Genomic DNA, 19,816 nt, shown 5'->3' on the forward strand with positions numbered 1-19,816 from the left:
AAAAATTGAGTTTCGAGTTTGTGAAATTAAAGTCGTGAAAAATCGGGAATTAAAAAGAATTTGAGCCTTGACAAATTTTATGTGTCTCAATAATAAGTGAGTAATCACTCACCATGAATTTGCAAGCACAAGCACAAGCACAAGAAGAAGAAGTGCAAAACAGTATCGAACTTGATCGGAATTGGCCGGAAGGACAAAAAAAAATCTTTTTGGCAGCGGTTGAGATATTTGCTCAAAAAGGTTTTTCTGCCGCAACTACGGGAGAGATCGCCAAAAAGGCCGGAGTCGCGGAAGGGTTGATCTTCAAATATTTTAAGAGTAAAAAGGAACTTCTTCTAAGTTTAGTATTGCCAATCCTGGAAGATTTTATTGCGCCGCTTTCGCTCAAAAGATTGCAGGCGATCTTTACTCAGGAGTTTTCGACTTTAGAAGAATTTCTTACGGCGATTTTCGAAGAAAGGGTAGCGTTCATCGTAAAAAATAGGCATTTATTTCGGATTATTTTTCAAGAAGCTTTTATCACGTTCGAGATTCAAGCCGTTTTGAAACAAGTTTTCAAAGAAAAATTGGCGCCTAAGCTTAAGGAATGTCTTAAAAACTTTCAAGAAAGAGGAATGATTGCGGAGCTGCCGATCGATTCCGTGTTTCGTTTTATTGCGTCCAATCTTGCCGGATACGTCTTATTTACGGAAATTCTCTACAGACCGGAGGCGGAAGAAGACTATCGGAGCGGGGAAGAGGAGTTGAAGAGAACAATCGAATTTATAGCAAGAGGACTTAGGCCTCAAACGAAAGAGGAACCGGCTTTGAAACCTCGAACCAAGAAGAAGTCATCTACTCCCGCGGCGACGAAAGTGAAGAAAAAAAAGAAGTCTTAGTGTTCTTATTAGGAATTTGTATGAATGTTTTAATCGATAAAATAAAATTTTGGTTTTCTGTATACCGATCCTTGCGTCTTCCGTTTCGAATTCTTTTGCCGCTTCTTCCCGTATTGTTTTTGTTTCTATTCTTAACTACGAAGGGAAAAAATAAGGCGGAAGACGTGGCCGTTCTCGGTCCGGTTGCGGAGAAGGTTTACGGGCTTGGGACCGTTCATTCTTTGAATACGTTTCGGTTCAGAGTCGGAGTTCCGACTCGAATTACGAAGGTTTTTGTTCTGGAAGGGGACGAAGTCGTACCCGGTCAAGCGTTGCTCCAACTCGAAGGAACGACCATTGTTCGTTCTCCGATTCGAGGGATCGTTTCCGATGTCGGTTATCACGAGGGGGAAGTGGCCTTTCAAAATCTTCTCGCGATCGAAGTTCTGGGAATGGAATCCAAATATCTTATCGTAGCGCTTGACGAACAGGTTCTACTTTCGGTTCGTAAGGGACAAAAGGCGTTGATTCGTTTTGAGGGAAAGCCGAACGAGGTCGCACAAGGACGTGTACAGGGAACATTTTCGCGAGCCGGTCAGTTCTTTGCAAGGATAGAAACGGCGTATTTTCCCGAAGGGGTTCTTCCCGGAATGAGTGCGGATGTCGCGATCGAAATCGGAAATAGGGAGAACGCGATTCTTGTTCCTAGAAAATACGAAAAGAAACGTAAAATTATAATATTCAGAAATGGTAAATCGAGAGAGATTCCTTTTACGCCTGGATTGAAATCGGAGCAGTTTATCGAAGTGAAAGAAGGGGATGTTCAAGCCGGAGATAAACTTTCAGAGGTACCGTAATGTTGTTTATCGCAATCAGGCAAATGCTCGTCAGAGGAAAACAAACCCTGACGACACTTTCGGGAATCGTTTTGGGCACGGCCGCTTTTATCATCATTTCCGGAGTTCTTCTCGGATTTAGAGGATATCTCGTCGATCAGCTGATCAACGCGGATTGTCATGTTCGAATAAGTCCTAGACAAGAAATCATTCAGGCGAATTCTATGGACGACTTGTTTCCCGGAGAAAACGTATTCTGGCTTTCCCCTCCTTCCGGAAAACGCGGTTCCACACATCTAAGCAAAGCGAGTCTCTGGTATGAAAGATTGGATCAGGATAAAGAGGTGCAGGCATATTCTCCGCAGGTAAGCGGGCGAGTGTTCCTTTTTTCCGGTTCCAACCAGGAAGCCGGAAAGATCATAGGAATCATTCCATCCAGACAGATTCAAGTCACACCTCTCGCCGATTATATTACGGAAGGAAGCGTGGAGTTCCTATCCGCGGGAAATAGAATCATCTTAGGAGACGGGCTTGCGAAACTTCTCGGACTCGGATTGAACAAAACGGTATGGATTTCTTCCGGTTATCAAGACAAAACTCCGTTTCGGATTGCCGGAATCTTTCGTTCCGGAAACAAGGCTCTCGATGATAGTATCGCCTATGGATTGTTATCCGAAGTTCAACTTTTGACGGCTCAGTCCGGAATGGTCACGGATATAGCCGTTCGTCTGAAGGACGTAAATCTTTCGCTTCAGAAAGCGGAAGAATGGAGAAATACGGGAGACGAAAAAGTTGTAAGCTGGCAGGAAGCGAATACGAGTTTTTTTGCCATCTTTAAACTTCAGGACGCGATTCGATATTCCATGACGGCCGCTATTTTAACGGTTGCCGGATTTGGAATATATAATATTCTGAATGTGATTATCAATCAGAAAAAAAGGGAAATTGCGATTCTCAGATCCATCGGTTACAGACCGAACGAGGTGTTGATGATTTTTCTGTTACAAGGACTGATTTTAGGACTTTCCGGAGGAATGATCGGACTGTTGATCGGATTTTTGGCTTGTGTCAGAATCGAAACGCTTCCGTTTACAAATCCGCTTTTTTCTGCAAAAGCTACAACGATGGTCGTTTCTTTTGCTCCCGCGATTTATCTGCAGGCGTTTGTACAATCGATGGTCGCCACTTTGATCGCGAGTTGGATTCCCGCAAGATCCGCCGGAAAACTATCACCGATCGAAATCATACGAGGAGAATAGGATGCAAACTGCAAGTCGCGCTGGAATCTCCGTAAATGATCTTAGAAAAACTTTCGGTAATTCGGAAATCATCAAAGGGGTCAGCTTGGATATAGAGGAAGGAGATTATGTTTCCCTAACGGGAAAGTCCGGTTCTGGAAAGAGCACGCTTTTGTATATGATTAGTTCCTTGGACCCTCCGAGTTCGGGAACGGTCGAGATCGATGGAAAGAATATCTATCGGATGGATGAGGAAGAAGTTCACGATTTTAGAAATAAAAGAATGGGTTTCATCTTTCAGTTTCATTACTTACTGCCCGAGTTCACCGCGATCGAAAACGTTTTGATGCCCGCAAGAAAAGCCGGACTTTTAAAGAAATGCCAAAGTTATGCGGAATATCTTTTGGAGGAATTCGATCTGAAGGATAGAATGGACTATCGAATCGGTCGTTTGTCCGGGGGGCAGGCGCAGAGAGTGGCGATCGCACGCGCGCTTGTGATGAATCCGAAATACATTTTTGCCGATGAACCTACTGGAGCCTTGGATTCGACGAACACAAAGACGGTTATGAACATACTCGAAAAGGTCAATCGGGAAACGAAAGCTACGATTCTTGTGGTCACTCACGATTCGGATTTTGCTTCGAAAACGAAAAGACAAATCCATCTTGTGGACGGTCAGGTCGTATCTCTGAAAGAATTCGAAACGCTCAAAAAAAACGGAAAAAAGGAACGTGCCTGAATACTTCTCAAGCGGGAAAAGTTTTCGGATAGGCATTCAAATCCCCATTTTTCATTCTGCGTTTTATGCGCTGGAAGTTTCCAAAGTTTAAATCGGGCCAGTTGAGAAGATGGGAGTATCTACTTCCGACCGGATCTTCCAAGGAAACCGAACGGATCGCGAAAAAGATCGTCTCGGATTCTTATCTTCCAAAAGCACAAACTCCGTTTTTAAAGATTTTGCCCGGAAAGATTTTGCTTGAGAATGCGAACTTTAGACAGGCGCTCGAATTATTAGTAAGAATTCCTTGGACAAGAGATTTTCGATTGAATTTGGGAATGGTTCCGTTCAAGCGGTCCTTTTCTTTTCTGGAATTCGAATCTTCATTAAGAAAATCTAAAGTTCTTCCGGAGAAATGGAATCTCAAATTTCGTCCCCAGGTTAAGGGACGGACCGAATGGACTCCTGAGGATTTGAGGATGCTTTGGGAAACCGGAGTTGCCGCAGATTCCGAAAATCATAGAACTACGGAACTCAGCGCGCTTCTGATGGAGGACGAAATCATTTTAAGCGTTAGTCTTTCCGGAGAACCTCTCAATCAAAGGGGAAATTTTCAATTTCTTTCCAAGTCCGCTCCGATTCGGGAAGATCTTGCGAGATATTTGGTCGAGAGAATGCACAAAATTTTTCCTAACCCGGACGCGGTTTTTGTTCCGTTTGCGGGAACGGGAACTTTTGTTCGAGAGGCTGTGGATTCTATTTTAGGAATTGGTTTTCCTCATTATGCAAGAAGTTATCTATTTCAGGATATGGAGGAGTTTCCGAAGGCAACTTGGGATTTTTTAAAAAAGAAGATTTTGAAAAATTCCTTCGAAAATCAAATTAATGTTTGGTGGAACGATTTGGAAAAAGAAACTTTTGAATATGCAAGAAATAGAATAAATCTATATCAAGATTTTTTAAACGACTTGGGATTTTCCGATTCTCTTAGTTTTATCCAGGATAAAGGCGATTTTTTTCATTTTTCTCCCGGAGAAATTTGGAACGCCTCCGGAAGGCGCAGACGAATCTGGATGTTACTCAATCCACCGTACGGACTTAGATTGGAAAGAGGTTCTTCGATCGGATTTTATAAAAAATTGGGGGAGAGACTCAAGCACTGGTGGGAACTTCCCTGCGAAATGAGCGGTTTGGTTCTTTGTCCGGATGAGAATTGTTGGTCTGTTCTGATTCGTAATATGGGAATTAAGACGGATACGATTCATGTAACTCATGGGGGTTTGGATCTTAGGGTCGTTTATTTTTGAAGGCCTTGATTTATTATAAAAAGAATTTCCAAGTAAATGAATAATATTCTTACTACTCATCTCTACATAATAGAGTGTCTAAAATTCTGCGTCTAAACATGGGATTTGTGCTCAAATTAAGGGTATTCTAGTAACGTAGACGATGCTATCAATTTATCCAAGAAAGTTAGAATATATTTTTGTAGTAAAAATTTTAAGAATCGGACGTATAAAAATAGCACTGAAAACTAACGGTTGATTTTACAAAGATGAGGAAGCCCTCAAAAATTGCGTCTAATTTTGATTGTTTCAAGTAGATTCCACGTTCTAACTTTTGAAACAAGATTGCTTGAAAGAAAATTAGAAACAATGAATATTCAAATTTATTGTAATTCTGCGGTTAGAAATATTTATCCTTCGAATATGCAGCGTTCGATGGGAACCGGAAGGAAGGGCTTATCAATTGTATTTGAGAGAACAGGCGAAATCAAAGGATGTAGTTGATATATTAGATATGACAATCTTTTGGAGTTTGTGACCTTGGATGAACAAGAAAAATTTTATAGAGATTGGATTTCTAGTTTAGCGTGAATTTATAAAAAATTAACGTTTTTTCGTTTTTGTACACAGAGATATTTCCGAAAATTTAAAATATCAAAGAAAAGATTCGGGTTAGAACTTTAAATTGTTGTGGAACCTTGATGCCTCTATTCAACATCTTAACGGATGGTCTGTTTAAATTTATATTTGAGAAAAGTGAAATATTTGAATATGGAGAATTGATTTTTTTGTGTGTAAATTAAAACAACGTTGGTTTTGGACGATTTAAATTGAGTTCATTTTGTGGCTACTCAGAATTACTACTCGGACGCATAAAAATAATACTAATGTTAAGCGACAGGAACCTCAAAAATAGATCTACCTTAACAAAATGCTTTAAATCCAGATTTTAAGGCATTTTAGAGAATTATTAAAATATTTCAATATTTTAAACAATCCGATTGAAGTATTCTACTCATGCGTCCGAGTACTTAGTCTAAACACGGAACTCTTACAAATCGCGAACTTGCAGTAAATCCGCTCATTATAAAATTTAAGCCTATTCCAAAACCTCAAAAGATATACGACTCGGACGTCTAAAAATGATACTCAAAAATAAGCGGTCGATTTGCAAAAGTGTGGCGGTTCTCAAAATCAAATCGGGAATCTCAGACTTTTAGAGGAAGATTAAAATATTATAATTTTAGAAATAAGTTTATCATAGTACTCTATTCGTGCGTTCGAGTAGTAGGTTCTTAATTTTATAGAAATGGGAAAAATCAATTCGAGTTGGAATATTCGGAAAAGATTGTGAATGGGGCCAGCTCCGATTCAAAAAAAATTCTGCTCAAAAAAGTAAAAAACAATCCGATCCCGAAATACAAACCCATAGGAATCGGGGCCTTGCGCAGACTTTTTCCTCTTTCTCGAAGAACGACCGTGAACAAAACTGCTGGAATGTAGGAGGCGTTTAAAAAGAACATCCACCAAGGATGACCTGCGATCAGTGCGTAAACGGGGGCGAACAAAACGTCCCCGAATCCGATTCCGCCCGGAAATAAAAAAAACAGAATCAAAAACACGATAAAAAAACCGCCCAAGACATAAAGTTCGTTTAAACCCGGCAATTTTCCGTTGAACAAAAAAACGGATGCGGTTCCGAAAAATAAAATCCAAGGAAGATTTTCGTAATCCAAGGAGAAGTGAAATGCGTCCGTAAGGCAGGAGATCAAAAGATGGCCGCAGAGAAACAAAAAGACAAAACTGAATGCAGGATTTTTGGTTAAGGAAAAGCAAAAAATAAAAACGCATACGAAGGAGAATTCTATCAAAGGAAAAAGAGGGCGAATTCTACCGTTGCAAAATTGACATTTGCCTTTTGAGATGAAAAAGCCAAAGATAGGCAACAATTTCGGATAACGTATCTTCGCTTTGCAGTGGTCGCAGGAACTTGGATGGGTAAAAATTCGTTTCCATTTTTCGAAAAACGAAAACGATTTTCTGTTTTTGCCGTAGTAATATTCTAAAATTCGAAAACTTAGGGTGACGTAAAAGCTTCCTAGGGAAGCCGCGCCGAAGCTTCCGAAACCTAAAACGATCCAAAAGTTCGAAGAATCAGGCAAGTTCGGCAAGTGCGGAGATTCCTCGCTTGAGATTTTCCCATTCGGAGGCGAAACTGATACGGATGTAATTTTTGGACTCGGTAAAGATATAACCCGGAACCAGGATCAATTCTTTCTCTTTCACAGCTCTAACGATAAAGTCGTCGTCTTTTTCTTTGATCTTAATGAAAAAATAAAACGCGCCTTCGCTCTTGTTAATTTCGTAGTGATCTTTTAAGGATTCGAATACGAAGTCTCTTTTTTCTTTGTAGTCCGCAATGTGAGAACTCATGTCGGTCTTTAGGGCTTCGAGACCCATCCACTGAGTTACGGAAGGGGCGCAGACTAAAGTGTATTGCTGCAAAGTAGTTAAGGTTTTTATAATGGGTTCCGGCGCGAGAATCGAAGACAATCGAAGACCCGTCATACTGTAGGTTTTGGAAAAACCGGAAAGTGTGATCGCCTTATCGTAAAAAGAACCGACGGAAATAAATTTTTTATCGTAGTCGAAAAGTTCGTAGATCTCGTCCGAGATTAGATAAGCCCCTGTTTTTTCCGCGAGATCGGCGAGAGCCTCCAGTTGTTTTCGCGAAAGAATTTTTCCCGTAGGATTGGACGGGGAAGAATAGATGATGATTTTCAGTTTCTTATTTGTAAATTCTTTCAGAGCTTCCGGTTCGAAGGATTCGTGGATCGAGTGCATTTTTCCCCCGTAGATTTTGATGTACGCGGGATACATCAAAAAGTGCGGAGTTACGACTAAACATTCGTCCACTTCGTTCAACAACGCGTTGAATAAAAGAAGAAACGCGGAGCTGATTCCGGAAGTGACGAGGATTCTTTCGGGGGTTGCGTAGGAAATTCCGTTTCCGTTTTTGTATTTTTCGGCCAGAGCGCTTCTAAGTTCTGGAATTCCTCCCGTAAGAGTATAAGCGGTTTTACCGTCTTTGAGAGCCTTACAGCCGGCGTCTATGATATTGGAAGGACAAGGGAAGTGAGGTTGACCGATGGAGAGATTGATTGGGTTTTTCAATGTACCCGCGAGTTCGAACGCTTTGCGGATGGCGGAAGTATCCAAACCTCGGATACGATTTGCTAAAACATATTCTAACGTACTCTGACTCATGCTAAATCCTTATCACAATTTCTATCTCGGAAAGCCACTGCAAAACTTCTTTCTAAAAAGAATCTTTTCGAAAACTTGATTGGTTCGTCAAACCATTCAAGTTACAGTTTGCCACAAAGCTTGATTTTCTTTTTGAAAATGATAGAAAGAAAAAAGAAGGTTATGCACTTTCAATCGATGTTCTTCTAAAATCGGGAATTGAGGTTGCCAGAGGATTCCAAAGGAGAAACTTTGAGTTATGGAAACTGTAAAAATCGCCGGTCTGAATGTTCCCGTTTCAAAATCCGGAATCAATCCAGGAAGTTTGGGGTCCGATCTTGTTGAGACGGATTCTACCGTTCGCAATCTATCCAATATTTTGTATCCTTTGCTCGAAGGAAAACCGGTGTTACTCGTCGGAGACGCAGGAGTCGGGAAGAATGCGCTTATCTATTACATCAATTATAAAAGAAAACATCCCACCGCAAGATTCAGTTTTAACGAGGACACTCTTCCAGAAGATCTAATCGGTTCGTATCGGATTTTGATGGACGGAAGAGGGTTTACTTGGTCGGACGGGCCTTTGACTTCTGCGATTCGTTCGGGTCATAGTTTTGTGGCGGACGAGATGAATCTTTGTCCTCCTCATATCATCAAACGATTTTCCACCGTATACGAGTCCGCCTATTTGGAGTTAATCGAAGGGGACAGTTCCAGAATTTATTGCGGAGAAGGTTTTAATTTTATCGGAACGCAGAACCCGGCGGAAGGTTTTGAAGGAAGGAAACCTCTTCCTTTCGACATCACCCGTTTTTTCTCCGTTGTTTTTATCGATCCTCATACTCCGGACGAGATCTTATATATTTTGAAAAAACTTTATCCCGCGTTAAGCGAATCTTTGCTTCAATCTTGTATTCGAATTTCTCTCGAAACGGAGAACCGGGTAGTGGTCGGCAAACTTGGAAAAGGGGATCTGGAAAAATACCACTTCAACATCCGAAACTTGAAAAAACTCTGCAATCGTCTTTTGGGTTTAAAAGCGGACACGAGCGAACTCCAATTCCGGGAATTCTGGAATTTTTACGTCGAACCTTTCCGTAAGAAAGAGGACAGGGATTTTCAAATCGAATTGTTGCTTGGCGAATCGGGTTTGAAGGTCGCGCCGGAACTTCCGGAACCGAGTTTTCAGGTTCACAAGGGATTCTTATACTGCAATGATAAGGAAATTCCGATCCGAGACGAAGACAAAGCCAAACGATTGTTAAGCGAAGTACCCTTGCCGCTCAAACTGAGAGAATTTTCCGAAAAGATTTTTACCGCGATTCAATTTCAGGAAAACGTTCTGATCGAATATTCGGAGGAACAGGATCCGCAGATTCTACTTCCTTTGTTCACCGAAATTTCTGGACTTCCGCTCGAAACGGTCAGTCTTTGTAAGGGAATTCATACTTCCGATATCATCGGAGCCTTAAAGCCGATCGACGGTTCCAAAGTGGATTGGGTGGACGGCCCTCTGACTCGGGGAATCCGAGAAGGCGGAAACATTCTCATTACAAACTTGGAAGCCGCAGGCGCGGAACTAGTAGAAAAATTGAATATGCTTACGGACGATGCGAGATCTTTGACTCTTCCTCCGGAGGCGGGAAGAAACGAGCCGATTCAACTCACCGAAGATTCCAGAATATTTGCGCTCAAACTCTTTCGTAAATCCAAATCCGTCGCGACGATTTCCAGAGCGTTCCGGAACCGTTTTACGAGCGTGCTTTTTCCGGATCTCGAAGACGAATCCACGTTAACCGAAATTATTTCCTTTTATCTTCCAGGCAACAGTCTGATCTTGAAGATGGTGAATTTTCACTTGAAGATCCGGGATCTCGCAAAAAAAAGAACGATCGGTTCCGCCAATCTTGTGCCGTATCTATTCGGGCTTTCGAATCTTCTCTTTTGGAAGGATCATATCCTGCGTTATGCGGATGAAAAAGCGGGACAAGCCGGTTTGAAAGAAACCGCGGTGCGAGGCGGCAAGATCGCATATACAAATCAGGTCGCCGATCCGAAAGAAAGAATGGAACTCGAAAAAATTCTGGACTTTCAAATGTCCGGCATCGAAGTCGAATCGGATTTCTTCAAAGTTCTTGAGGATAAGAAAAAAAAAACTCTGACAACCGCCACCGACATTGAAAAAAAAAGTTGGTGGAATCCGGAACTTCATAAAAGAGAAGCGTTAACCGGCAAGGCCAAACTTCTCAATTCGGGCAATCCTCTCAAACGAGGAATCGAAATCAATACTCCGGAAACGGGAGGTCAGTTGAAAGAAGGCGCGGACGCTTGGTACGGACAAGACACGCGCGGCAACAAGGGTCAAGGTGAACCTGCGGGCGGAGGCGGCGCTTGGGGTTATCGCACCGAAGAACTTTATAAACAATTTCTTGCCAAACGTAAGATTCTTTGGGAATATACGATCCAGGTTTCCTTGAAGGAATTTAAGGAAGTTTTCGGACAAAGTTTGGAGGACATCGAACTCAATCTAGATCGTCTTTTCGATCCTGAAATCGACATTACTAGAATGTATCGAATGGAAGGAAATCGGATCGATACTCGAAAATATATTTCCTTCCTATCCGGAAGAGGGGACTCGAAAGTTTTTGATCGAACCGTCATTGATAAGAACGAGGAAAAACTGAAAGGTGTGGAAGTTGCCTTTCTCGTTTCCAAATCCAGAAGGATTTTTAACTTCGAATACGCGGTCGCGGTGATTTCCGCGATGCTTTCTTCGGCTTATATTTTAAGGGAACACGAGGTGGATTTTTCGATCCATGCGTATTCGGACCGTAACAACAGAAAAGATAGAATCGATCTGATTCCGATCAAACGTCTGGAAGAAGAATATGACGAGGTTAAAGAGGAAGAGATGTTCAATTATCTACGGACCGACTGGCAGGGTGATTCCGTTGAGGAATATCAGCTTCTCGAAAAAGTAGAATCGTATTTTTCACCGGAGGCTCAGACGAAAATTGTGGTAATGATCTCCGATTTTCGGGGACAAAGAGGAAAAGCGGACGTTTCCGACGAAATCAATTCCAGAGACAACCGTAAACTACATGCGGAAATTCTAAAGAACCAAAATCGGAATTACGTTTTTTTGGGAGTCGGTCTCGGAAGGAGATACATTGCGGAACATCTGTTTCAGGATTCCATTCAGATTACTTCGGACAATTTTTACAATATGCCGAATCTGATCGGAACCGAATTAGGCAGGCTCATTCTTACCCATCATAGTATGAGAAATTAACCGGATGACTCTTCGCTCTTGTGAATCTTTTTAGGACCGATCGATTTTTTTCTGCATTGTAGGTTTTTTCTGTAACTCGAAAAAACCGATCTAGATATGGAGAAAATATTTTTCAACGCGGATCAAAAAATCCAATCGACATTGTTAGAATCTAAAACGGAAACCGAAACAATTCTGTTTCCAGAATCATATTTGAACACATTGACATTGGAACAGAGGAAAGCGCTTCCAAAAAGAATTCTTTCTCTTATGAAACGATATCAGAAATTCCTGGTTTCTAAGAGAAGAATGAATCGTAAGGCCGGAAAGACTTTGTATCAAAGAGATCGAGGGAAGATGATTCGAATGAACATGAGAATCGATTGTAAGACTTGGGCTCTTTTAGGTGTTATTTCCGCGTCTCATGGCGTTTCGAGATGTTTTATGGTGAATTATCTTTTGTGGTTGGATGATTTGAAGGTCGGGGATTCTATCGATCTAGCTTTGAATGTGGGATGTCCCTCCTTCCACAGTTCGTACAGTTATATCTGGCACCTCGATCTTACGAAAAACAAGATTAGTAAGAGATTGAAATTTGGTCCGAACCCACTTCTAACGGTTCCGAAGGATTCTATTCCATAAAAAAGATATCCTTTTTACAAGAGAATCGTTCCGCTTTCATTGGCAGCGAATTTAAAAGTATTCGCATCGATTCTTCGTATTCTTAACGTGAGTTCGGTGGTTGAAAGTTTGGGCGAATCGCTCGCAGATTTCATAGCGAAAATGGCTCGCGACCGCGCTTTTCGTTTCAATTCCTTCGGAATTTCCACTACAATCGCTTTCGCATTTTGTTACGTCGAACTCACGTTAAAAAGCGAGAGAAGCGTTCGTTATCTAACGAATGAGAAAAACATTCGGCTGAAATAAACGACAACGATTTTTATAAGTCGGAAAATCTTTAAATCGTTTCTCTTTGCGACAATACTAGACCACATGGGTCGCTTCCCTCAGTTCATTCGAAAATAAATTTACTAAAAATAACGAGAGTTTGGCGTAAGGAATCGTCCGTAAAAAGTTGGAATTTGAGCTTTGTAAATCTATTCTTAAAATGTAGGAACTACAACAGATCGCGATTTTACGAACAAATTCTAAAAGTAGGAACTCATACTTTTAGAAAATTCTTTCTCATTTTCTTATACCGAACTTACGTTAAAAATAAGAAAACACGAGTCAATAGAATAAAACTCAAGCACGTTGCTCCCGTATGGTGTCGCAACGAGAAACCCAACACTCTACTAGGCAAAAGTAACTGAAATCTGATCCCTAAAACCCTGGCATCTAAAACGTTTCCCACAAATTTTGTAGAAATCGCACTTGTCGTCCCGGATCGGCGCAAAAAAAGGATGCGATTGTGGGAGTTCCCACGTTTTAGTAGATACAGGCCTTTTTTTGACCTCAGTGAGCGGTTAAGAGGCCGAATATAAATAGAGCCCTAAATTTCATCGAGATTGTTAGACAAAGAGATTGAATTCAAAGGGACAATAAAAGGGATTTTAGATTTTAGGAGATTCTTACAAAGACGGTAGGATATCAAATGGGCTTTCGGAAAAAAAATTTCCTAAGATCGATTGAATCAAGCCGGATAAAGTCGGTTTAAAAAAGTAAGATGGCAAATAAAAAAGAAGAATCCGGACATTCTCCCCTGGTCAATAAAAAGGCCAAGTTCAACTTCGAGTTGATTTCGTTCCTCGAAGCGGGGATTGTTTTGTCCGGATCGGAAGTCAAAAGTCTCCGTGAAAAAAAGGGGAATCTGACCGACGCATTCGCCAAGATTAAAAACGGAGAGGTCTTTCTGGAAAACTTCTCCATCACTCCGTACAAAAACGGAGGTTACGCCAATCATCCCGAAATTCGTCCGAGAAAACTCCTCCTTCATAAGAAGGAAATCGAAAAATTGGAACGTCAGGTAAAAGAAAAGGGTTTGGTTCTTGTTGCTACTAAGGTTTATTTTAAGAACAATCTCCGGGTCAAAGTGGAGATTGCCGTCGCGAAACCGAAAAAGATCCACGATAAACGGGACGATATGCAGAAAAAAGACGCGCAACAGGAAATCGCTCGCGCGTTGAAATCATCCAACCGCTACGGATGATCGGCGACGAAAATCGGGGATAGAATGGTTAAAGCCGGAAAAAAAGAAATCATAGAGTCGGAAGAAGTTGTTCCGATCAAAGCTCCTCGTAAAGGGCCCGGAGAAAAAATCCCGATTGTTTCGATCGTGGGCAGACAAAACGTAGGAAAGTCCACTCTGTTTAATTCTCTTTTGAAGAAAAAACTCGCGATTACGGAGGATTATCCCGGTGTGACGCGTGACGTTCTTTCGGCGAGGATCTATCAGGAAGAAAAAGGTCTCGACTTTTATCTCTGCGACACTCCCGGGCTCGACATAGAAAATCCGGACTCTCTTTCCCAAACCATATTAGAAGCCGCTTATAGACAATTAAATGAGTCCGACGTGATCATCTTTTTATTGGATAAAAATCTGATTACCGCCGCCGATCATACGTTGCTCGATTATCTGAGAAAGGAATACGGGCCCGCGGACAAGCCGATCATCTATTGTGTCAACAAGGCGGACAAGGAACTCGACGAATTCGATCTGGAGGAATACTACAGAATGGGTCTTGCCGAAGTACTGCCGATTTCGGCAATCGGAAGAAAAAATCTGGGATTGTTGCTTGAGAAAATTAAATTTTTCTTAAGTGATAAACCGGGTAAGGTCTGGATCGAAAAGATTACCGCTTCTAAAAAAAAGGATCTACGACCTCTTCCTCTTGCGGAAGAGGACTACGAATTTCGTCTTGCGATCGTGGGAAAGCCGAATTCCGGAAAATCCAGTCTTTTGAACGCGATTTGCGGCTACGAACGAGCGGTTGTGAGCGAAGTGGCCGGAACCACAAGGGATTCCGTGGATACTTTATTGGAATTTGGCGATAGAAGACTTCTACTTACCGACACCGCCGGAATTCGTAGACATAGCAAGACCGCGGAAGCTCTGGAATTTTATTCGTATCAAAGAACTCTGAAGGCCATCGAATCGAGCGATCTTGTCATCCATCTTTTGGACGCAAAAAAAGGATTCGGAGATTTCGATAAAAAGATCACTTCTCTTCTACAGGAAAAGGGAAAACCGTTTTTGATCGCGGTCAACAAATGGGATTCCATCGAGGACAAGACCGACAAAACCTTTAAGGAATACAAGGAAAAACTTTACAGTCGCTTTCCGTTGTTAAACGAAGTGCCGATCATCACGATCAGCGCGACCGAAAGGCTGAGGGTCCAAAAACTCATCGATCTTTCCTTCGATCTCGCGACACGTTCTCATAGAAAGGTCAGCACATCCGAGCTTAATAAAAATTTAAAGAACTGGATGAGCCAGGCGGGAAGATCCTTTTCGGCGCATCAACCGCCTAAGATGCTCTATTGCACACAGGTTTCCACTTCTCCCTTTCACCTGATCTTGTTTGTAAATCATGTGGAATACTTTAAATCGAACTTAGTTTCGTTTTTGAAAAAGAAACTCACGGAAGCTTATGGTTTGCAGGGGATTCCGGTTCGATTGGAGTTTCGATCGGATCGAAAATGAACTTCGCGATTTTTGCACTTCTTAGTTTTATCGCGGGTTCGATTCCTTTCGGATATTGGATTGCTCTTCGATTCGCAAAGATGGATATCCGCAAATTCGGGAGCAAAAATATAGGAGCCACGAACGTGGGTCGTTCTATCGGTTGGAAGTTCGGTTTTCCGGTGTTGGTCTTGGATGTGGCTAAGGGAGTTTTTCCGGTTTATTTTTCCGGGATTTATGTTTCGGAAGGAGGGATTCCGTTTCAATTGGCCTGTGGAGTTCTCGCAGTTTTAGGACATATGTTCTCGCCTTTTTTAGGTTTCAAAGGAGGCAAGGGAGTTGCCACTACATTGGGCGTATTTTTGGTTTTGACTCCGCTTGCCTGTCTCGGGGCGATCTTTGTTTTTTTGGTGACTATTAAGTATTTTAAATTTGTATCTCTCGGATCAATTTTTGCTTCCCTTACTCTTCCGCTCGTTTATGCTTTTTCATCGGCTCTTCTTTTACACGAAGAGGTTTCGTATTGGATCTTAGGGACAATGGCGCTCATCTCCATCGGGATCATACTCACTCATAGGGAGAATATTTTTCGGATCTTAAATCGGTCCGAATTGTTCGCGGTCAAAAACGAAGACGAGGAACAAAACGGTGATTCAGAGAGAAATCGACGATAACAAAACCCGCGAAGAAAAGATAAAATTTTTAGAACAATATCTTCAGTATCATCCCGTATTCGAAGTCGTCGATTTATACAAATGGCTCTATTATGGAGAATTCGGCGAGGTTGAAAAACAGGAATTCTATTCGGATCAGGTCGAAGTTGTTCCCGAATTACAGTCCATACTGGACGATCTGAAAGCCGAGAAAGACAGGCCTTATCCGGAGGTGGTTTGGGAGCCGCTTGGGTTTTCTCAAAGATACCTTCTTGTTTATCTCACTCCCTATGTAAAACGCGATTACCCTCTCAAACGATTGGTCAATTTGATGCAGAGATCTTCCGCATTTCAGGGATATCGAATGAGATTTAAATTGGACTGGATCATTCTCAAGGATATCATCACGGAAAAAATGCCCGTGTTCACAAAACAGGAATTCAATGATTTTGAGGACCGAATCGGATTTCAACAATTGCCGGACGTGGAATTTTCGAATACTTATAAAAGTGCGTATCCCGCGAGCTTTCGAGTCGTGTCCGCAAAATTATTCTACGAATACTTTCCCGAGTTCGTAAAGGAGCCGCAAGGATTTTCTCTCTTGGTGGAAATAGGCGGTGAGCGGGAATCCGAATTGGAATTATCCAAACGAGAGGACGGATTCCAAGCGGACCCGGAATCTCAAGTAGCGCAAAGAAAGCACGCACGGGAAACAAAAAAGAAAACGGGGAACCAAGATTTTTCAACGGAATACGAAGAATCCTACGAAGAAAATCCGGAGAATTTCAATTTTGACGGTTTGTAAAAAAGCTTGAGAGGCCCCGCGGCTTTTACCCTACCGCAGATTCTGCTTTACAAGGTTATAAATTTTATGTTAGGTTGAATAAAAAAGGAAATTCGCAGTCATGCTCAAAGAAATTAATTTTGCACTTCAAAGCTCTACAGGAGCTAGGCAATTTTCCAAATCCGATCTTACTCTTCGTAATATGCCCGATCGTCTTCACCCGCTTTCCGAATTAGAAAACGTAAACTCGGGAGCGAGAAACATCGCAAAGGTAGGAGTTAATACGGATGACCAGGCTATTCGTCGCGGTTATCTGATCGATTTGAACGCGTAATTTGTTGTCGCTTTTACGAAGCGATCTTCTGAGACAAGAGCGTATCAATCAGAATTCGAATTTAAATAGAATCTTTGGTTTCTTGCGTTCGGTAACGATTCAAGCGACTTCTAAAAATTTCAAAGTCTGCAAGTTATCTGAATGGTCACCAAAACCTTGTAAATTCTTTTCACGTTTCTGTTCTTCGAATAAGAACGGAAATTTTTCATGATTTCACACTAAAACCTATTTCAAAAATATCTTATTTTTATTTAACGTTGAGTTTGAGCTAAGATCCGAGTTTCAAAACTTTTTGTACGTCGAGAGAGTAGTAATATGTTTGTGAAATGTACAAATATTATTCAACACACCTTTTTTCGTGAAACTTGAAAAGGATTGTTTGGAAATTCAAACATACGTTTTAAAACGAACGCATCGAATGGTTGTAACTGATTTCTTTTAAGGTTGTGGGACAGCCCCTTTATGTAAAAGCAATAACGAGGTGAAGAGTATAGCCATAAAAAGTATCGAGATGGAAAGCACCATTAACATTTTTTTCATTTTATCGAACCGAAGTTTTTTTCCGTAAAACAAAGAAGACACATTCTAAAAATAAAATATATCCCTTTGGAATGTTTTTTTTCGGGGGACAATATTTCATATAGATCGTTCATTTGAGCGCAAATATCGCGTTTAGACGTAGAATTTCGGACATTCTATTCTTTGGAGATAGCAGTAGCGGATAAGAAGCCGATTTGGTCAAACTTTTACGATTTTGGAACGATATTCGAATGATCCTAAAAAACGTAAAGTGATAAAAGAGAAACTAAAAACATACAATTTAAGAACAAGGCCTAAGGAAACCGTCCAAAACCCCAAAAAGAAAAGCGCGGAAGTTTCCCGCATTTTCGGAAACGAAAACAACACCACTCTTAAGTTTTATTCAATATCGGTGTCGTTAAAAACCGCCCACCCTCGATAATTTGTTTTGCAAACAGCCTCAGAATTTTTAAAAATTGTGATTGCATTGTATTGTCAAAATCACAAGATTCGTCCTTGTTAGAATCCGAAAACAGATTTAGGCGAGACGACGTATCCGGTTTCAATCAACCTAATCGACGTTAGAAATCGAATTTGCAACGGTTTTTGACCCCACTGACAATGATGTTCAACGGAATAAAACGATATAAGACTAAGACGCGTTTTGCGGGAGCGGTTTCCGTTTTTGGAATTGCCGCTTTTTTGATATTGTTTTGTTGGAAATCGAACTTTGGAAGCGCGCACAACCTATCTACGACAACATTAGATTCCGCTTTAGAATGGTCTTTTGAGCCGGAACGTAAATTAGAATCCGGTTCGTTTAGAATTCCAGAAAAGTCGAATGAGTTGTTTTTAGTAGATGATTTTCGAGAAAAATTGGAAAATTGGAAATCAGGATACGAAGACAAGCAACTAAGGAATGTTTTATCGGATTTTCTCAAAGAATCGGAATTTAAAAAAGAAAACAATACAACTCTCAATCCAGAAATAACAAAGATTAAAAAAACGAAGGAAGAATCAAAAGAATTCAAGAACTTAAAACCGGAAAAGCCGGCTTCTACAAATCCGTCGGAAGCCGCAGAAAACCCGGAACTCGTAACGAACTCAAACGACGACTCAAGCAACACAAAAATACAAGACATGTGGGAACTCCCACAGGAAGAAACGCATTCGACGAACGATTTGGAAATAACGGGAGCTTGGGAAGCGAGTGCGGAACTCTCTGTGGTAGAAGAAGCCGAAATCCGGAATCGGGAAAAAGTTACGAACTTAGAACGGGAAAGAGGATTCTCCGATTTACAAGTCAAGAGCGGATCGGAGAAGAACGATATTGAAACCGGAAACGAAAATGAAAAGAAATCCGCAATCAAACGACAAATCGAACCGAATCACCTTTTAAAATCGGACTTTTTAAACAGAAATCCAATTACAGTATCCGCCGATTTTTCGAATCAAAAGTCCGAGAAAGAAACGATAGATAGAGTTTCTCATCCAAACCCCGACGGAGTTCTAAAGACCAAAACCTCAAAGTCGAAACATCCCGACAAATTGACTCAACTGTATATTCAAGAAGTGGAACGTTATTTGAATCGAAACGAAGACGGATTGAGCGGCGGCGCAATAGCCCGAAAGAAAGATGTTTTGAATATCCCCGAGTTTTTTTCCGAAGAATATTCAAAAGTTGTTATTGATCCTTTAGAAAAAGTCGACTTGGAATCCGATCTGAGATCGAATTCTTTGGAAAGAATGGGAAGGCAAACAAAGCCGATTTCCAAAAGCCAACAAAACTCAATTTATGCGGCGATCAACGAAGAAAAAAGTAAACATTTGCAAGAGGTTGATTTTGCAAACTTAGACCGATCGAAAACAATCGATTTAGAAAACGGAACGAAGAAGGATGAAGAGAAATTTGTTCCCGGCGAACTTGTAAAATCAAACTTTTTAATAAGAACTCCAGAAGAAAAATTCAACTTGTCTTTTGTCTCCGAAGTTTCTCATCCAAACCCCGACGGAGTTCTAAAAAATCGAATTTCAACGTCGTTAAAATCAAAAGTAGACTTCGATTTCGTTTCCTGGGAAATGGAATCGGACACATTTGAGATTCATATTTTAGAAAATATCCATATAGAATCCTGGGCTTGGAATCACATCCGAGAGAAGTTAGACGAAATTAAAAACAAAACATTCAAAAGCAACGCGCCTTCCCTTTTTGCGAGCGGAAAGGAAATGCTTTTGTATTTCCCCAGACGGGACGAATCGCGTCGTAAGAGCCGACCCAATCCGAATAAACAGGAATTCGTTTTTGAGAATCCTGGAAATACTCGAAAAGATTCGAATTCTCTAATATTAATTCACTCCTTAGAAATTCCAAACATCAATCGAAAACAAATGCGTTATTACGCGATCCGAACCAACGGACCGCCGCCGACAGACCACAAACAGGTGTAAA

General features: G+C 41.2%; 16 protein-coding genes and 2 pseudogenes. 16 read left to right on the forward strand and 2 right to left on the reverse strand.

The genetic code is table 11. The annotated features are described in order from the left end of the window. Window positions 1–113: 113 nt before the first annotated feature. The 6 genes and pseudogenes from FHG67_RS06360 to FHG67_RS22000 all read left to right on the forward strand — a co-directional run. Window positions 114–878: a TetR/AcrR family transcriptional regulator gene (locus tag FHG67_RS06360; RefSeq protein ID WP_142499693.1), complete on the forward strand. Its 765-nt coding sequence runs from the start codon at window positions 114–116 to the stop codon at window positions 876–878. 20 nt (window positions 879–898) lie between these two features. Continuing rightward, on the forward strand, window positions 899–1,714 hold the full coding sequence (locus FHG67_RS06365) for an efflux RND transporter periplasmic adaptor subunit (protein WP_002621763.1): 816 nt from the start codon (window positions 899–901) through the stop codon (window positions 1,712–1,714). Beyond that, on the forward strand, window positions 1,714–2,952 hold the full coding sequence (locus tag FHG67_RS06370; protein ID WP_061218946.1) for an ABC transporter permease: 1,239 nt from the start codon (window positions 1,714–1,716) through the stop codon (window positions 2,950–2,952). Before FHG67_RS06365 ends, FHG67_RS06370 begins: the two co-directional genes overlap by 1 nt. Window position 2,953: 1 nt before the next feature. Then, entirely contained in the window at window positions 2,954–3,673 is a 720-nt protein-coding gene (locus tag FHG67_RS06375) for an ABC transporter ATP-binding protein (protein ID WP_004500775.1), read from the forward strand. Window positions 3,674–3,738: 65 nt separating this feature from the next. Further along, window positions 3,739–4,959, forward strand: coding sequence for a hypothetical protein (locus FHG67_RS06380; protein ID WP_142499694.1), 1,221 nt, complete (start codon window positions 3,739–3,741; stop codon window positions 4,957–4,959). 327 nt (window positions 4,960–5,286) lie between these two features. After that, a pseudogene (locus FHG67_RS22000) lies at window positions 5,287–5,529 on the forward strand (hypothetical protein); the annotation flags it as partial. A 728-nt stretch (window positions 5,530–6,257) separates the two neighbouring features. On the opposite strand, the gene FHG67_RS06385 reads toward FHG67_RS22000, so the two are convergent. Beyond that, window positions 6,258–7,109 carry a prepilin peptidase gene (locus FHG67_RS06385; protein ID WP_004500710.1) on the reverse strand — a complete coding sequence of 284 codons (852 nt, stop codon included), beginning with the start codon at window positions 7,107–7,109 and terminating at the stop codon, window positions 6,258–6,260. Continuing rightward, window positions 7,093–8,205, reverse strand: coding sequence for a pyridoxal phosphate-dependent aminotransferase (locus tag FHG67_RS06390; RefSeq protein WP_061218240.1), 1,113 nt, complete (start codon window positions 8,203–8,205; stop codon window positions 7,093–7,095). The genes FHG67_RS06385 and FHG67_RS06390 overlap by 17 nt, the downstream gene beginning before the upstream one ends. Here FHG67_RS06390 and FHG67_RS22655 point away from each other — a divergent pair. The 10 genes and pseudogenes from FHG67_RS22655 to FHG67_RS06450 all read left to right on the forward strand — a co-directional run bounded on the left by FHG67_RS22655 (window position 8,197) and on the right by FHG67_RS06450 (window position 19,815). Further along, window positions 8,197–8,456, forward strand: a pseudogene (locus FHG67_RS22655) (hypothetical protein). The gene FHG67_RS06390 and the pseudogene FHG67_RS22655 sit on opposite strands and share 9 nt — an antisense overlap. Next, window positions 8,444–11,476, forward strand: coding sequence for an AAA family ATPase (locus FHG67_RS06400; RefSeq protein ID WP_142499695.1), 3,033 nt, complete (start codon window positions 8,444–8,446; stop codon window positions 11,474–11,476). The pseudogene FHG67_RS22655 and the gene FHG67_RS06400 overlap by 13 nt, the downstream one beginning before the upstream one ends. Before the next feature lie 96 nt (window positions 11,477–11,572). Continuing rightward, a complete protein-coding gene (locus FHG67_RS06405; protein ID WP_002630666.1) occupies window positions 11,573–12,097 on the forward strand; it encodes a DUF1564 domain-containing protein in 525 nt (174 codons plus the stop codon). Window positions 12,098–12,136: 39 nt separating this feature from the next. Then, on the forward strand, window positions 12,137–12,382 hold the full coding sequence (locus tag FHG67_RS06410; protein WP_004499009.1) for a hypothetical protein: 246 nt from the start codon (window positions 12,137–12,139) through the stop codon (window positions 12,380–12,382). Between the two features lie 739 nt (window positions 12,383–13,121). Next, window positions 13,122–13,604 (forward strand): SsrA-binding protein, encoded by a 483-nt coding sequence (smpB, locus tag FHG67_RS06415; RefSeq protein WP_002630683.1) that lies wholly within the window; start codon window positions 13,122–13,124, stop codon window positions 13,602–13,604. A gap of 24 nt (window positions 13,605–13,628) precedes the next feature. Next, on the forward strand, window positions 13,629–15,098 hold the full coding sequence (gene der, locus FHG67_RS06420) for a ribosome biogenesis GTPase Der (protein ID WP_004499011.1): 1,470 nt from the start codon (window positions 13,629–13,631) through the stop codon (window positions 15,096–15,098). Then, window positions 15,095–15,751: a glycerol-3-phosphate 1-O-acyltransferase PlsY gene (gene plsY, locus FHG67_RS06425; RefSeq protein WP_004502236.1), complete on the forward strand. Its 657-nt coding sequence runs from the start codon at window positions 15,095–15,097 to the stop codon at window positions 15,749–15,751. Before der ends, plsY begins: the two co-directional genes overlap by 4 nt. Next, window positions 15,726–16,535: a hypothetical protein gene (locus FHG67_RS06430; RefSeq protein ID WP_142499696.1), complete on the forward strand. Its 810-nt coding sequence runs from the start codon at window positions 15,726–15,728 to the stop codon at window positions 16,533–16,535. Before plsY ends, FHG67_RS06430 begins: the two co-directional genes overlap by 26 nt. Window positions 16,536–16,635: 100 nt before the next feature. Continuing rightward, window positions 16,636–16,848 (forward strand): hypothetical protein, encoded by a 213-nt coding sequence (locus FHG67_RS06435; RefSeq protein WP_002630681.1) that lies wholly within the window; start codon window positions 16,636–16,638, stop codon window positions 16,846–16,848. Window positions 16,849–17,991: 1,143 nt separating this feature from the next. Then, complete coding sequence (locus FHG67_RS06450) at window positions 17,992–19,815, forward strand: hypothetical protein (protein WP_142499904.1); 1,824 nt, start codon at window positions 17,992–17,994, stop codon at window positions 19,813–19,815. Window position 19,816: the final 1 nt, after the last annotated feature.

It is taken from the genome of Leptospira weilii, from assembly GCF_006874765.1.
In the GTDB taxonomy this organism is placed as follows: domain Bacteria; phylum Spirochaetota; class Leptospiria; order Leptospirales; family Leptospiraceae; genus Leptospira; species Leptospira weilii.